General features: G+C 33.6%; 17 protein-coding genes. 10 read left to right on the forward strand and 7 right to left on the reverse strand.

The window, feature by feature from the left end:
- Positions 1–39: 39 nt before the first annotated feature.
- The 10 genes from hisG to JE46_RS11085 all read left to right on the forward strand — a co-directional run bounded on the left by hisG (position 40) and on the right by JE46_RS11085 (position 8885).
- The gene (gene hisG, locus JE46_RS11040) at positions 40–897 is read left to right on the forward strand and encodes an ATP phosphoribosyltransferase (protein ID WP_031455339.1); all 858 of its coding nucleotides are present in this window, start codon (positions 40–42) and stop codon (positions 895–897) included.
- A gap of 101 nt (positions 898–998) precedes the next feature.
- Complete coding sequence (gene hisD, locus JE46_RS11045; protein ID WP_031455340.1) at positions 999–2285, forward strand: histidinol dehydrogenase; 1287 nt, start codon at positions 999–1001, stop codon at positions 2283–2285.
- 83 nt (positions 2286–2368) lie between these two features.
- The gene (hisC, locus tag JE46_RS11050; RefSeq protein WP_031455341.1) at positions 2369–3415 is read left to right on the forward strand and encodes a histidinol-phosphate transaminase; all 1047 of its coding nucleotides are present in this window, start codon (positions 2369–2371) and stop codon (positions 3413–3415) included.
- Positions 3416–3527: 112 nt separating this feature from the next.
- Complete coding sequence (gene hisB, locus JE46_RS11055; protein WP_031455342.1) at positions 3528–4664, forward strand: bifunctional histidinol-phosphatase/imidazoleglycerol-phosphate dehydratase HisB; 1137 nt, start codon at positions 3528–3530, stop codon at positions 4662–4664.
- Between the two features lie 81 nt (positions 4665–4745).
- Positions 4746–5096, forward strand: a complete 351-nt coding sequence (locus JE46_RS11060) for a nuclear transport factor 2 family protein (RefSeq protein ID WP_031455343.1) — start codon at positions 4746–4748, stop codon at positions 5094–5096.
- Between the two features lie 87 nt (positions 5097–5183).
- Positions 5184–5777 (forward strand): imidazole glycerol phosphate synthase subunit HisH, encoded by a 594-nt coding sequence (hisH, locus tag JE46_RS11065; RefSeq protein ID WP_031455344.1) that lies wholly within the window; start codon positions 5184–5186, stop codon positions 5775–5777.
- A 129-nt stretch (positions 5778–5906) separates the two neighbouring features.
- On the forward strand, positions 5907–6632 hold the full coding sequence (gene hisA / locus JE46_RS11070) for a 1-(5-phosphoribosyl)-5-[(5-phosphoribosylamino)methylideneamino]imidazole-4-carboxamide isomerase (protein ID WP_031455345.1): 726 nt from the start codon (positions 5907–5909) through the stop codon (positions 6630–6632).
- Positions 6633–6736: 104 nt separating this feature from the next.
- Positions 6737–7492, forward strand: a complete 756-nt coding sequence (gene hisF / locus JE46_RS11075) for an imidazole glycerol phosphate synthase subunit HisF (protein ID WP_031455346.1) — start codon at positions 6737–6739, stop codon at positions 7490–7492.
- A gap of 101 nt (positions 7493–7593) precedes the next feature.
- A complete protein-coding gene (gene hisIE, locus JE46_RS11080; protein WP_031455347.1) occupies positions 7594–8190 on the forward strand; it encodes a bifunctional phosphoribosyl-AMP cyclohydrolase/phosphoribosyl-ATP diphosphatase HisIE in 597 nt (198 codons plus the stop codon).
- Positions 8191–8294: 104 nt separating this feature from the next.
- Positions 8295–8885 carry a hypothetical protein gene (locus JE46_RS11085; protein ID WP_157505907.1) on the forward strand — a complete coding sequence of 197 codons (591 nt, stop codon included), beginning with the start codon at positions 8295–8297 and terminating at the stop codon, positions 8883–8885.
- 75 nt (positions 8886–8960) lie between these two features.
- Here the strand turns inward: JE46_RS11085 and JE46_RS11090 are convergent, their stop codons facing one another.
- From JE46_RS11090 to JE46_RS11120, 7 genes are all read right to left on the reverse strand, one after another.
- The gene (locus JE46_RS11090; RefSeq protein WP_031455349.1) at positions 8961–9893 is read right to left on the reverse strand and encodes a hypothetical protein; all 933 of its coding nucleotides are present in this window, start codon (positions 9891–9893) and stop codon (positions 8961–8963) included.
- A 19-nt stretch (positions 9894–9912) separates the two neighbouring features.
- Positions 9913–10764 carry a substrate-binding domain-containing protein gene (locus tag JE46_RS11095; RefSeq protein ID WP_031455350.1) on the reverse strand — a complete coding sequence of 284 codons (852 nt, stop codon included), beginning with the start codon at positions 10762–10764 and terminating at the stop codon, positions 9913–9915.
- A 76-nt stretch (positions 10765–10840) separates the two neighbouring features.
- Positions 10841–11314, reverse strand: a complete 474-nt coding sequence (locus tag JE46_RS11100) for a DUF4265 domain-containing protein (protein ID WP_031455351.1) — start codon at positions 11312–11314, stop codon at positions 10841–10843.
- Positions 11315–11322: 8 nt separating this feature from the next.
- Positions 11323–11703 (reverse strand): VOC family protein, encoded by a 381-nt coding sequence (locus JE46_RS11105; RefSeq protein WP_031455352.1) that lies wholly within the window; start codon positions 11701–11703, stop codon positions 11323–11325.
- Positions 11700–11963 carry a hypothetical protein gene (locus tag JE46_RS11110; RefSeq protein ID WP_031455353.1) on the reverse strand — a complete coding sequence of 88 codons (264 nt, stop codon included), beginning with the start codon at positions 11961–11963 and terminating at the stop codon, positions 11700–11702. Before JE46_RS11110 ends, JE46_RS11105 begins: the two co-directional genes overlap by 4 nt.
- On the reverse strand, positions 11963–12832 hold the full coding sequence (locus JE46_RS11115; RefSeq protein ID WP_031455354.1) for a nucleoside phosphorylase: 870 nt from the start codon (positions 12830–12832) through the stop codon (positions 11963–11965). Before JE46_RS11115 ends, JE46_RS11110 begins: the two co-directional genes overlap by 1 nt.
- Positions 12833–12936: 104 nt before the next feature.
- Positions 12937–13269, reverse strand: a complete 333-nt coding sequence (locus tag JE46_RS11120; protein WP_031455355.1) for a translation initiation factor — start codon at positions 13267–13269, stop codon at positions 12937–12939.
- Positions 13270–13298: the final 29 nt, after the last annotated feature.

Below are 13298 nucleotides of genomic sequence, written 5' to 3' on the forward strand. Positions count from 1 at the left end.
TCTTTGTACTCAAACTATTAATTAAACAAAAAAAGAAAAATGAGTACTTTAAAAATTGCAATTCAGAAATCAGGTCGTTTAAACGAAGACAGCATTCAGATCTTAAAAGACTGTGGTATTTCAATCAACAACGGAATCGACCAATTAAAAGCCGAAGCTTCAAACTTTCCTCTTGAAGTTTTATATTTAAGAAATTCTGATATTCCCCAATATTTAATTGACGGAGTGGTAGATTTGGCAATTGTTGGTGACAATCTTTTGGTAGAAAAAGGAAAAGGTATTGAAGTAGTTCAGAAATTAGGATTCTCAAAATGCAAAGTTTCTGTAGCAGTTCCTAAAACTTTTGAATATAATTCGGTTCAGGATCTGGCAGGTTTGAGAGTTGCGACTTCATATCCAAATACAGTTAACGAATATTTTGGTTCATTCGGGTTAACAGTTGATATTCACCAAATTTCCGGATCGGTAGAGATTGCGCCTAATATTGGTCTTGCTGATGCAATTGTTGATATTGTTTCAAGCGGAAGTACTTTGTTTAAAAATAATTTGAAAGAAGTTGAGGTAATTTTGAAAAGTGAAGCAGTTTTAGCCGTTTCACCAAAAGTCTCTCCTGAAATTCAAAAACATATTGATACATTAAAGTTTAGAATCCAATCGGTATTAAGAGCTAGAAATTCAAAATATATTTTGATGAACGTGCCAAATGAAAAGATTGATGAAATTGGTAAAATCTTACCGGTTTTAAGAAGCCTTACCGTTTTACCATTGGCTCAGGAAGGATGGAGCAGCGTACACTCTGTAATTGATAAAGATACTTTTTGGGACGTAATCGATCAGTTAAAAGAAGCTGGAGCAGAAGGAATTTTGGTTTGCCCAATTGAGAAAATGGTTCTTTAGGACTTAGTCCGCTATAGGCTTTAGGCAATACGCTTTAAGCCAAAAAAACATAAAGTTAATAAAGCTTATTGCGTACAGCCTGAAGCTTAAAGCATAAAAAAATGAATAAAATAAATAACCCAAAACCGGATACCTGGTCAGAAATTTTAAAAAGGCCTACGAAAACAATCGATGATATCGAAGTTACGGTTAAAGAAATATTTAAAGAAGTACAGAAAAAAGGAGATGAAGCTGTTGCAAAATACACTTCTATCTTCGACAGTATTGCATTAGACAATTATGAAGTTTCTCCTGAAGAAATTGAAGAAGCAATTACTTTAGTTTCTGCTGAATTGAAAGAAGCGATTCAGCTTGCTAAAAACAATATTTATAAATTCCACTCAGCACAAAAAACAGAAAGAATCTCAATTGAAACGATTGAAGGTGTTAACTGCTGGCAGGAAAAAAGACCAATTCAAAAAATTGGTTTGTATATCCCGGGTGGAACCGCTCCGTTATTTTCAACGGTTTTAATGCTGGCTGTTCCTGCAGAAATTGCCGGTTCGAAAGAAATTGTGTTATGCTCACCTCCGGATAAAACCGGAAAAATTAATCCTGCAATTTTGTATGCTGCCAATTTATGCGGAGTAACCAAAATATTAAAAGTAGGAGGAATCCAGGCTATTGCCGGAATGACTTTCGGAACGCAGTCAATCCCGAAAGTATATAAAATTTTCGGTCCCGGAAATCAGTTTGTAACGGTGGCTAAACAATTGGCAACCCAGTTTGGAGTTGCAATTGATATGCCTGCAGGACCTTCAGAATTATTAGTTGTGGCTGATGATACAGCTGTTCCGGCTTTTGTTGCCTCAGATTTATTGTCTCAGGCAGAACATGGGGCTGATAGCCAGGTAATTTTAGTTTCAACTTCGAAAAAGCTTATTGCAGCAGTTGAAAAAGAAATTGAGATTCAGTTGGAGGAGCTGCCAAGAAAAGAAATTGCAAAAAAAGCAATTGCGAATTCTAAATTAATTTTCGTTGAAAATGATAAAATTGCTTTAGACTTAATCAATGAATACGGTCCCGAACACTTTATCATCTGCTCAGAATATGATGATTTCTATTGCAACGGAATTGTTAATGCAGGTTCTGTTTTTGTTGGAAATTATACTCCTGAAAGTGCCGGGGATTATGCTTCAGGAACCAATCATACTTTGCCGACAAACGGTTATGCCAAAAATTACAGCGGAGTAAATCTGGATAGTTTTATGAAATCCATGACGTTTCAGAAAATTTCAGAAAAAGGAATTCAGAATATTGGGCCGGCAATTGAACTTATGGCTGAAGCAGAAGGATTACAGGCGCATAAAAATGCAGTGACACTTCGATTGAATGAACTAGATAAGTAAAGAAGCAAGAATAGTAAATAGCAGAGTATTTTAGGCAAAAGTCTTTCCTCTTGATTCTTTCTTCTAATTAAAAAAATAAACCAATGAGCACATTCGATATAAATACAATAACACGTGAAAACGTAAAATCTTTAAAACCATATTCGTCCGCGCGTGATGAATTTGAAGATTTTGATACAGCCGAAATGATTTTTCTGGACGCGAATGAAAATCCGTTTCAGAATGGTGTAAACCGTTATCCGGATCCACAGCAGAATTCGGTTAAGGCAATTTTAGCTAAGAATAATAAGGTAAAACAAAGCCAGATTTTATTAGGAAACGGAAGTGATGAAGTATTGGATCTGCTTTTCAGAGCTTTTTGCGAACCAAAAACAGACAATATTATTTCATTGCCGCCCACGTACGGAATGTACAGCGTTCTGGCGAATATTAATGCCGTAGAAAACAGAGAAGTTTTGCTTTCGACAGATTTTCAGCCACAGGTTGAGAAAATTTTAGAAGCGGTTGACGATAATACTAAAATCATCTTTTTATGTTCGCCAAACAATCCAACCGGAAATTCATTTTCAGATGAAAGTGTAGTGAAATTGCTTCAGAATTTTAAAGGTTTGGTGGTAATTGATGAAGCTTATATTGATTTTTCGGATAAAGAAAGCTGGCTGATTGAAATTGATGAATATCCAAACTTGGTGATTACACAGACACTTTCAAAAGCGTATGGCTTGGCAGGAATTCGTTTGGGAGTTTGTTATGCTTCAGAAGCCGTGATTTCAATTTTAAATAAAATCAAACCTCCATACAATGTAAACGAACTGACGCAGCAAAGAGCGATTGAACGTTTGAAAGATGGTGATAAAATAAAACAGGAAATAGCTTCTATTATCGAACAAAGAGAAGAACTGCTTAAAGTTTTGGGAGACGTTGCTTTTGTTGAAAAAGTATATCCCACAGAAGCTAATTTTGTGTTGGTAAAAGTGGACGATGCCAATAAAAGATACGATCAGTTGATTGAAAAAGGAATTGTTATCAGAAACAGAACAACACAGCCTTTATGCGAAAACTGCCTTCGTTTTACGATTGGTATTCCTGAAGAAAATGCTGTTTTGATTAAGGAATTGAAGTTGCTGTAATAGAAAGAAAAATAATATAGAGCAAAGAATAAAGAAAAATTGTAGAGCTTTAGAGATTGAATAACAAATCTATTCTCTTTACTTTCTTTTCTTTATTCTCAAAAAATGAAATATGAAAAAAGTACTTTTTATCGATCGTGACGGAACGATTGTTTTAGAACCCAAAGGATATCAATTAGACAGTTTAGATAAACTGGAGTTTTACCCAAAATCATTTCAGTATCTGGCTAAAATTGCTAATGAGCTGGATTATGAACTGGCAATGGTAACTAATCAGGACGGATTAGGAACGGATAGTTTTCCGGAAGATACGTTTTGGCCAACGCAGAATTTTATTCTGAGAGCTTTTGAAAATGAAGGTGTTTTGTTTGATGATATTTTCGTAGACAGATCGTTTCCGGAAGATAATGCACCAACACGCAAGCCAAGAACCGGAATGCTGACAAAATACATTGACAATCCGAATTACGATCTGGCAAACTCTTTTGTATTAGGAGATCGTCTGACTGATGTTGAACTCGCGAAAAACTTAGGAGCAAAAGCCATTTTTATGAATTTGACAGACGGAGCGGGAAGTACTGAAATATCATCGAAACGAGAAGAACTAGATGAAACGATTATCCTGCAGACAACGGACTGGAAAACAATTTATGAGTTTTTGAAATTAGAGGCCCGTTCTGCTTCGATTACACGTAAAACACATGAAACGGACATTTTTATTAATTTAAATTTAGACGGAACAGGAAAAAGTAAAATCGATACCGGAATTGCTTTTTTCGACCATATGTTGGATCAGATTTCACGTCATGGTCAAATGGATTTGGAAATACTGGTAAAAGGCGATTTAGAAGTTGATGAACACCACACGATTGAAGATACAGCAATTGCTTTAGGTGAAGTTTTTGCAAAAGCATTAGGAAATAAATTAGGTATAGAGCGTTACGGTTTCTGTTTGCCAATGGACGATTGTTTAGCTCAGGTTGCCATTGACTTTGGTGGAAGAAACTGGCTGATTTGGGAAACCGAATTTAAACGCGAAATGGTTGGTAAAATGCCAACTGAGATGTTCTTTCACTTCTTTAAATCATTCTCAGACGGAGCAAAAGCAAATATCAACATCAAAGCAGAAGGCGATAACGAACACCATAAAATTGAAGCGATTTTTAAAGCTTTCGCGAAAGCTATAAAAGTAGCCGTAAAAAGAGATACTGAGAAAATGATTTTGCCTTCGACGAAGGGAATGTTGTAAAAAAATGTTTCAAGTTTTAGGTTTCACGTTCTGTTGAGTAACTTGAAACGTGGGGCCTGAAACAAATCAAACAAAAAAGAAATGGACGCTAAAAAATTTGCCAAAGAATGGATTGATTCCTGGAATTCTCATGATTTAGACGATATCATGAAGCATTATTCGGAAGAAATTGAAATTACAACGCCAATGTTAAAACTGGCTGCAGGAATAGAAAGTGGCTCAATTCAGGGAAAAGAAGAGGTAAGGGCATACTGGGAAAAAGCGTTAACCAAAATTCCTGATTTGCATTTTGAATTGGTTGAAGTTACATCCAGTATTGATTCGGTGGCACTTTACTATAAATCGGTTATGAATAAAATGGCAGTTGAAGTTATGTTTTTTGATGAAAACGGATTGGTAAATAAAATGATTGCTCATTATACAGATCTTTAGAAAAATTGTTTCAGGTTTAAAGTTTCAGGTTTCACGTTTTGTTGAGCAACTTGAAACTTTAAACTTGAAACCTGAAACAAAAATTAAATGAAATTAGTTATCATAAATTACGGCGCAGGTAATATTCAAAGCATCATGTTTGCTATTGAAAGACTTGGTTTTAAAGCTGTTTTAAGCAATAATCCTGAAGAAATTCAGTCGGCAGATAAAGTGATTTTTCCAGGTGTGGGCGAAGCGAGTTATGCTATGGGAAAACTGAAGGAAAGTGGTTTGGATAGTTTGATTCCAAAATTGAAACAGCCTGTATTCGGAATCTGTCTTGGAATGCAATTAATGTGCAATTCAACGGAAGAAGGAAATACAAAAGGTTTGGGAATTTTTGATGTGGATGTAATTAAATTTACTTCAAAAGTAAAAGTGCCACAGATGGGATGGAACCAAATCTATAATTTAAAATCGGATTTATTTAAGGATATTGCTGAAAATGAATTCATGTATCTGGTACATAGTTTCTACGCACCAAATTGTGCTGAAGCTATTGCCACAACAAATTATGATGTTGAATACGCATCGGCATTACATAAAAATAATTTTTACGGAACACAATTTCACCCTGAAAAAAGTGGTGATGTTGGAGAGAAAATCCTTGGGAATTTCTTGAAGTTAAATTCCAATTTTTAAATCCCAAATTCCAATTTAAAAAATCAATTACAATCAAAATATCAATTTAGAAAATCTGAAATCAAAATTCGTTAATCAAAAATCAAAACTTTACGACTTTAGACTTTCAAACTTTAAGACTAAAATAAAATGAGAATAATACCAGCCATAGATATCATTGACGGAAAATGCGTTCGTTTGTCCAAAGGTGATTATGATACCAAAATAATTTACAATGAAAATCCGCTTGAAGTAGCGAAATCATTTGAAGCGCACGGAATTGAATATCTTCATTTAGTGGATCTTGACGGTGCGAAATCAAGCAAAATTGTCAATTATAAAATATTAGAGCAAATTGCAACGCAAACGGGTTTGAAAATTGATTTTGGAGGAGGTTTGAAATCAGATGATGATTTGAGAATTGCTTTTGAAAGCGGTGCAAACCAAATTACAGGAGGAAGTATTGCGGTAAAAAACAGAGCTATTTTCGAAAAATGGATTGCAGAATACGGATCAGATAAAATTATTTTAGGAGCTGACGCCAAAGACGAGAAAATTGCAGTTTCAGGCTGGCTGGAAGATTCAGATGAAGATTTGGTTCCGTTTATTCAGAATTACCAAACCAAAGGAATTCAGTATGTTATTTGTACTGATATAGCCAAAGACGGAATGTTGGAAGGACCAAGTTTTGATTTGTACGGTAAAATCTTAGCCGAAGCCAAAGGTGTAAAACTTATCGCTTCAGGTGGAATTTCAACTTTCGACGAATTGCCAAAATTAGCCGAATTAGGCTGTGAAGGAACTATAATCGGGAAAGCAATTTACGAGGGAAGAATTACATTAAAGCAATTAGAGAATTATATTTTAAATAAATAGATTATTTCGCAAAGTTGCACGAAGTAAAACACAAAGATTCACTAAAAAAAATCTTTGTGAATCTCTGTGAACGTTTTGCGAATCTCTGTGAAACAACAAAAAAAATGCTTGCAAAAAGAATTATACCCTGTTTAGATATAAAAAACGGAAGAACCGTAAAAGGCGTAAATTTTGTAGATTTGCGTGATGCGGGTGATCCGGTTGAACTGGCTGAAATTTACTCGGCTGAAGGTGCGGATGAATTGGTTTTTCTGGATATTTCGGCAACGGAAGAGCGTAGAAAAACATTAGTCAATATGGTACGAAGTGTGGCGGAGAAAATCAATATTCCGTTTACTGTTGGTGGCGGAATTTCATCTGTAGAAGATGTTGAAATCCTTTTGAATAACGGAGCTGATAAAGTTTCGATCAATTCATCGGCAGTAAAAAATCCACAATTGATTAATGACCTGGCTCAGAAATTCGGAAGCCAGTGTGTGGTGGTGGCAATTGATGCCAAACAAATAGACGGACAATGGATCGTACATTTGGTGGGTGGAAAAGTTCCAACAGAATTAAATTTATTCGATTGGGCGGTTGAGGTAGCTGAACGCGGTGCTGGTGAAATTTTATTCACCTCAATGGATAATGACGGGACTAAAAATGGTTTTGCAAACGAGGCTTTGGCAAAATTGTCAGGATTAATTAATATTCCGATTATTGCTTCGGGAGGAGCTGGAAATATTCAGCACTTTGTTGATTCTTTTAAGGTAGGAAAAGCAGATGCAGCTTTGGCTGCGAGTGTTTTTCACTTTAAAGAAATCGAAATAAAAGCGTTGAAACAGGAACTTAGGAAAAATGATATTGAAGTTAGACTTTAGAATAGAGTCAAGAAGAAAGATTTAAACAATAAAAATAAAAATATAGAAGTCCGAATGTAGTTTTAACTTTAAGACTTTAGACTTTACAACTTTAGACTAATATGGAAATAGATATTAAAAGCGCCCACGGATTAATTCCGGCAATTATTCAGGATTCAGAGACTAAAAACGTCCTGATGCTGGGGTATATGAATGAAGAATCGCTTCAAAAGACAATAGAGACTCAAAAAGTGACTTTTTTCAGCAGATCCAAACAAAGGCTTTGGACAAAAGGCGAGGAGAGCGGAAATTTTTTGAATCTGGTAAGTATAAAAAATGACTGCGACGGTGATACGCTTTTAATTCAGGCAAAACCTGTTGGACCAACTTGCCATACTGGTGCGGATACTTGCTGGCAGGAACCAAATGATGCTAATTATGGTTTTATTTCCGAATTAGAAAATACAATCAAAACCCGCAGAGAAAATGCTGATTCTGAGAAAAGTTATGTAGCTTCTTTATTCGAAAAAGGAATCAATAAAATAGCTCAAAAAGTAGGTGAAGAAGCAGTAGAAGTGGTTATTGAAGCGAAAGATGATAACGATGACTTATTCCTGAGCGAAAGCGCCGATTTGCTTTTTCATTACCTGATTTTGTTACAGGCAAAAGGATATCAGTTAAATGATGTAATTGATGTTTTGAAGAAGCGTCAGAAGTAGTTTTTAATAGTAGCTTACAAATAAATCGCATTGTACATTTTCATGTATAATGCGATTTATTGTATTATATTTGAAAATATACTTTACTGTTTAAATGATTACCTATGAAGATTTTAGTCTGTTTATTGTTATTTATAGGTCCAACATTTAATTTGAACTATAAAAAAATGACGATACCATATTCTATTGTCATTTCAAAAGCGGATTTAATTGTTGACGGGAGTGTTTCCAAAGTTTTTAAAAATAGCTACGAATTCACAATAAGTCAATTTGTGAAAGGAAGATCAGGTCCGAAAATTAATGTTACAATTTGGAAGGAATGGTTATGTGATCCAAGAATGGGAGAATTAAAAGCGGGACAGAGATTAATTTTGTTTTTAGAAAAAACTCCTGATGGTCATTTTAATCCAATTAACGAAAGTACTGGAGAATTATATGTTGATAAGGATAAATTTCCTAATATATTTATAGCTAAAGATTTCTCTAATCCTACAGTTTTAAAGAAGGGAGTTACAATGTATCTTGAAACATATACTTATCAACAGAATTTAAATGGGAGTTTTTTTTATTCTCAAAAATCTATACTTGAAATAGGTAAGATGAAAGAAGATAATAAGTTCTTTAAATTTTTAGTTGATAAAGAATTAGCATATTCTAATGTTACATATAATCAAATCAATCAATTTAATAATTAAATATTTGTACAATTAAAATCAATCAGTTAATTGATTGTTGGTGGTTTAATTTGTTTTTCGGTTTGTTTTTCTGAATCAGTTTAAAGTCAAAGCCCCTAAAATTTCTTCGTACATAAAGGGGCCGCCAGGATATTTGGCAGTGTAATCCAGATTCATCCAGACCTGTCCGCGTTCGTCGATATGATAATGAATTATTTTTCCTTTACTTTCTTTCACAAAAAGGACATTCTTAATTAAATAATTGACCTTTTCCAGATCGATTAAAGACCCAATCAGTATTTCGGGATAAATATGCCCTTTTGTATGGATTAATCGTGGTGTTCCGCCAATAGAACGAACCGCAGCAGCCATCAAAATAGAATGATCGTCACAATCTCCGGAAAAATATTCTAATGATTCACTGGCTGTGGCAATATAATCGCCTTCTTTTGGATCGTTAACGTAATTCCATCGATCATTGATTTCCTTAAAAACGGCAAAACACTGAATTATTGTCCTGTAATCGGAGTATCCTTTTATACCTTTAAAATGCTTTGTAGTTGCCATAATAGCGAAGTTTCGAACCTTTGGATTCTGATATTCTATGGCATTAATGATTTTTGATTTATTTGGAAAAGGCAATAGTTTTGCCACAATAATATCCTGTGGAAAAGGATTATCAGACATCGTGTAAATCATTGAATTATAATCTTCGGAAATTTCGTTGAAACCATAATTTCCAATAACACTACCGTAAACTAACACTAATATGTATAGAGCAATACAGATTATAATGATGGTACGTAACAACATCAAAAGAAAGAAAATTGCAGCAAAAACAAATAAAAAAATAAAGATGCGGTCTAAATTTAAAGGCCATTTTAAATCAATCAGGTTTTGGTGCAATATGATAAAAACCGGAATGGTAATCAAAAGACTTAATACCATAATAATAATCTTATCCCAGGGAGATTTCACCTGTAATTTGGATTTTAATTGCGGAAAGTCAATTTTTGGGATTTTTATCATAATAATTAAAAGCAGTGCTTTACAAAGCTTTTACGATTTCAACAAAAGTAATTTTTTTATCAATAATTCCCAGATCAAATAACTGATTTTGAATCTTAATAAAGGCTTTTTCGGTTAAATTTTTTTGTGACCATTGTGTTAACTTTAACCATTCCTGAATATCTTCGAGTTTTTGATTAAATATATCGGCTAATGTCTTATCGATATCTGGAATTAGAGTAAAATCATGTGTTGTACTATTGATCGTTTCAAGGATTTTTTCTACTATTTTAGGATTTTTTTTCAAAAACTCTTCCCGAACAGCAATTACAAATGAAGGCCATGGAGTAGGACAGTCACCAACACGTCTGAAAATACCCTGATCAACAAGCGGTTTGGTCATAAAACGTTCCCACATAAAATAATCAGCAGTTTTGTTTGTCAGAGCTTCGACAGCGCCATCAATTGTATTGATGATTTCAAATTCTAAATTATCTGTTTCCCAGCCTTGTTCATTTGCATTTACGTATGCCATTAATTGTGATCCCGATCCCAATCTGGAAATCGCAGCTTTTTTATTTTTAAGGTCTTTTATTGTCTTGAAATCAGATTTAGCGGCTACGTGAATTCCCCAGATTAAAGGTGATTGTACATAGATCTGTACAATTTTGCTTGGATTTCCGGCAACGATATCTTTTATAATGCCTTCGGTTAAAATAACAGCAATGTCAGCTTCACCATCACGAAGCATCTGACACATTTTGCCAGTACCCTCAGGAATATTTTTCCATTGTAAATCTATATTTTCAGCTTCAAATTCGCCATTTTCAATGCAAAGATGCCATGGCAAATTGAAGTGTTCAGGAACACCTACAATTTTTACAGTTTTCATTCTAGTTTTAAGTTTAAGTTAAGTTGTTTGGGTATGCGTATTCTATGTTTGTTTGTTTGTTTGTTTGTTTGTTTGTTTAATTTTTTAACAAATCAGTCCTGTGCTTTTCAGAAAGACAAGGTTCTGCAAATTCTATTATTTCCTGTAACTCGTATTGGCTTAAAAGGTCTTTTACAATAGAATAATCTGTATCTTTTGCAACTTCTACTGCAAATAAGGTTTCGTTTAAACCTTCAGATGCACAATTAATTAGTTTTAATTCTTCTCTGATTATTTCTTTATCAAATCCTTTCTCTAAAATTACTACCTGAAGAATTGAATTGCCAAAGCTTTCAATTGTTTTTCTGTAAACCAGACATTCTTCATCCTCATCATATTCTGCAAAGAAAATATCCTCTGTGGCAATCAAAGGCCCAAAAAAAGGAATATTATCCAATTTGAAATATCCTTTTTCTAAATCAATAATTTCTGCCCACATAGTCTCTACAACTGTATCTTCTAATAAATCACTATAATATCTAAATAGGATTTTTTTGTGTGTTTCTGCCATTCTGTAATTTAATTTTGTGCTTTTAAAGGCGATACTACAATACGATAACCATCCGGATCGAGGTACATTTGCCCGTTTTCATTCCAATATGGGTTCATTGCAGTTATCTTTTGAATATTATTTTTTAAAAGATTTTCAAGTAAACTATTATATTTTGCAATTGTATCCGGATAAAGTACTATTATATCATCTTCATCAAAAATATGATTTGCTTTTGTTTGAGATTGTGTAAATTCAAAATGCCAGTCTAAATCGGGCTTTCCAATAAAAATACCATCATAATTATTATGTTTTTGAAAACCACCGAGTTTTTGAAACCCTAAAATATTGATATAAAAGTCTTCAATTTTCTTTAGATCATTTGTATGCCGTGCAACTCTTAAAGTCATCCTTCTATTTTTTCAATTAAAATTATAAAACAAATGAAAAGCATAAAACCGGCAAATAAATTTTTCTGAGCTGTTGTAAAACCATTTTTATCAATATTGTCACTCTGGTTATCCCAATAATATTCTAGATTTTTAGGATATTTTTCCTCAATAGAAACATTTAGAAGTTGAAAAAAACTCCATCTAAATAAACCTCCCATGCCTAAAGTAAATCTTCTTATTGGTTTAAAAATTATATGATCAATTAAAAAACCAAACATTATATAGCTGCCAATTTATTCAATGTATACGAAATTAATTCATCGACAGCTTTATATGGATCTTCGCTAAAAGTTCCTGAAGCACGATTGGCAATAATCGCATTCAATGACAAAGCATTATGTCCTAATAATGCTGAAAGCCCATAAATAGCTGCAGTTTCCATTTCTAAATTTGTGATACGGTTATGATTAAAATCAAAATTATCCATTTTATTGTTTAATTCTTCGTCCTGAATATTCAAACGTAAAACTCTTCCTTGTGGACCGTAAAAGCCTCCGGCTGTAGCTGTTATTCCTTTAAATATCTTATCGGATTCAATGATCTTTTCTAATGTTTCAGAACACGGGATTGCGTATGGCCTTCCTTTTCTAATATCCCAATTAGTATGCATTATGAAAGCATCTTCCAGTGCATTTTCTGAGATGCCATCAACCAAATAGGAGCGAAGCATATTATCCAATCCTAAACCAAATTTAGACATCACAAAACTATCTACAGGTATATCAGACTGTAGGGAACCTGATGTTCCAATTCGGATAATATTTAAAGATGTCAGTTCTTTTTTTGGCAGACGGGTTTCTAAATCAATATTAACCAAAGCATCTAATTCGTTTAGAACAATATCAATATTGTCAGGTCCAATTCCCGTTGACATTACAGTGATTCTTTTGCCTTTGTAAATTCCGGTTTGGGTTTTAAATTCTCTTTTTTGGGTAGAATATTCAATTGAGTCAAAAAACTGGGTAATTTTTTCAACTCTGTTTTGATCTCCAACAAAAATTATATCGTGAGCTACATGTTCAGGACGAAGGTTTAAGTGATATAAACTTCCATCTGGGTTGAGTATTAATTCTGATGCTTGTATCATTTTTTTTGAGGTTCTAAGTTTCTAAGTTTTTTGTGGAGAGGTACACAGTGTCTGTTTTTATGCTATTGTCTAAGAAATTCCAAATTTCATAAATCAACAATTGTTTAACCGCCGACCCTTTTTGTTTTAAATCCTTTTTCTTTTAAAATTGCCATAATTTTATCACGGTAATCACCTTGAATGATGATAGAGGCATCTTTGAAAGTACCGCCAACACTTAATTTTGTTTTAATTTCTTTAGCCAGAATTTTAAAGTCTTCATCGCTTCCTTCGTAACCTTCAATAATAGTTGTAGCTTTTCCTTTTCGTTTTTCAAATTTGCAAATCATGGGCTCTTTTTGAACATAAAGTACATGTTCCTGTTCCTGAACTTCTTCGGGTTCGTTTGATTCTATGTGATCGGGAAATAAATTTTTGAGTTGGTCTTTAAAGTCCATTGTGTCATTTTTTAAAATTAAAAAGACAT

The sequence above is a fragment of the Flavobacterium chungangense LMG 26729 genome, from assembly GCF_000735715.2.
Classification (GTDB): Bacteria; Bacteroidota; Bacteroidia; order Flavobacteriales; family Flavobacteriaceae; genus Flavobacterium; species Flavobacterium chungangense.

Bases quoted from the DNA above. Each gene is read 5' to 3' on its own strand.
- hisG (WP_031455339.1), top strand. From the start codon at position 40: ATGAGTACTTTAAAAATTGCAATTCAGAAATCAGGTCGTTTAAACGAA.
- hisD (WP_031455340.1), top strand. From the start codon at position 999: ATGAATAAAATAAATAACCCAAAACCGGATACCTGGTCAGAAATTTTA.
- hisC (WP_031455341.1), top strand. From the start codon at position 2,369: ATGAGCACATTCGATATAAATACAATAACACGTGAAAACGTAAAATCT.
- hisB (WP_031455342.1), top strand. From the start codon at position 3,528: ATGAAAAAAGTACTTTTTATCGATCGTGACGGAACGATTGTTTTAGAA.
- JE46_RS11060 (WP_031455343.1), top strand. From the start codon at position 4,746: ATGGACGCTAAAAAATTTGCCAAAGAATGGATTGATTCCTGGAATTCT.
- hisH (WP_031455344.1), top strand. From the start codon at position 5,184: ATGAAATTAGTTATCATAAATTACGGCGCAGGTAATATTCAAAGCATC.
- hisA (WP_031455345.1), top strand. From the start codon at position 5,907: ATGAGAATAATACCAGCCATAGATATCATTGACGGAAAATGCGTTCGT.
- hisF (WP_031455346.1), top strand. From the start codon at position 6,737: ATGCTTGCAAAAAGAATTATACCCTGTTTAGATATAAAAAACGGAAGA.
- hisIE (WP_031455347.1), top strand. From the start codon at position 7,594: ATGGAAATAGATATTAAAAGCGCCCACGGATTAATTCCGGCAATTATT.
- JE46_RS11085 (WP_157505907.1), top strand. From the start codon at position 8,295: ATGAAGATTTTAGTCTGTTTATTGTTATTTATAGGTCCAACATTTAAT.
- JE46_RS11090 (WP_031455349.1), bottom strand. From the start codon at position 9,893: ATGATAAAAATCCCAAAAATTGACTTTCCGCAATTAAAATCCAAATTA.
- JE46_RS11095 (WP_031455350.1), bottom strand. From the start codon at position 10,764: ATGAAAACTGTAAAAATTGTAGGTGTTCCTGAACACTTCAATTTGCCA.
- JE46_RS11100 (WP_031455351.1), bottom strand. From the start codon at position 11,314: ATGGCAGAAACACACAAAAAAATCCTATTTAGATATTATAGTGATTTA.
- JE46_RS11105 (WP_031455352.1), bottom strand. From the start codon at position 11,703: ATGACTTTAAGAGTTGCACGGCATACAAATGATCTAAAGAAAATTGAA.
- JE46_RS11110 (WP_031455353.1), bottom strand. From the start codon at position 11,963: ATGTTTGGTTTTTTAATTGATCATATAATTTTTAAACCAATAAGAAGA.
- JE46_RS11115 (WP_031455354.1), bottom strand. From the start codon at position 12,832: ATGATACAAGCATCAGAATTAATACTCAACCCAGATGGAAGTTTATAT.
- JE46_RS11120 (WP_031455355.1), bottom strand. From the start codon at position 13,269: ATGGACTTTAAAGACCAACTCAAAAATTTATTTCCCGATCACATAGAA.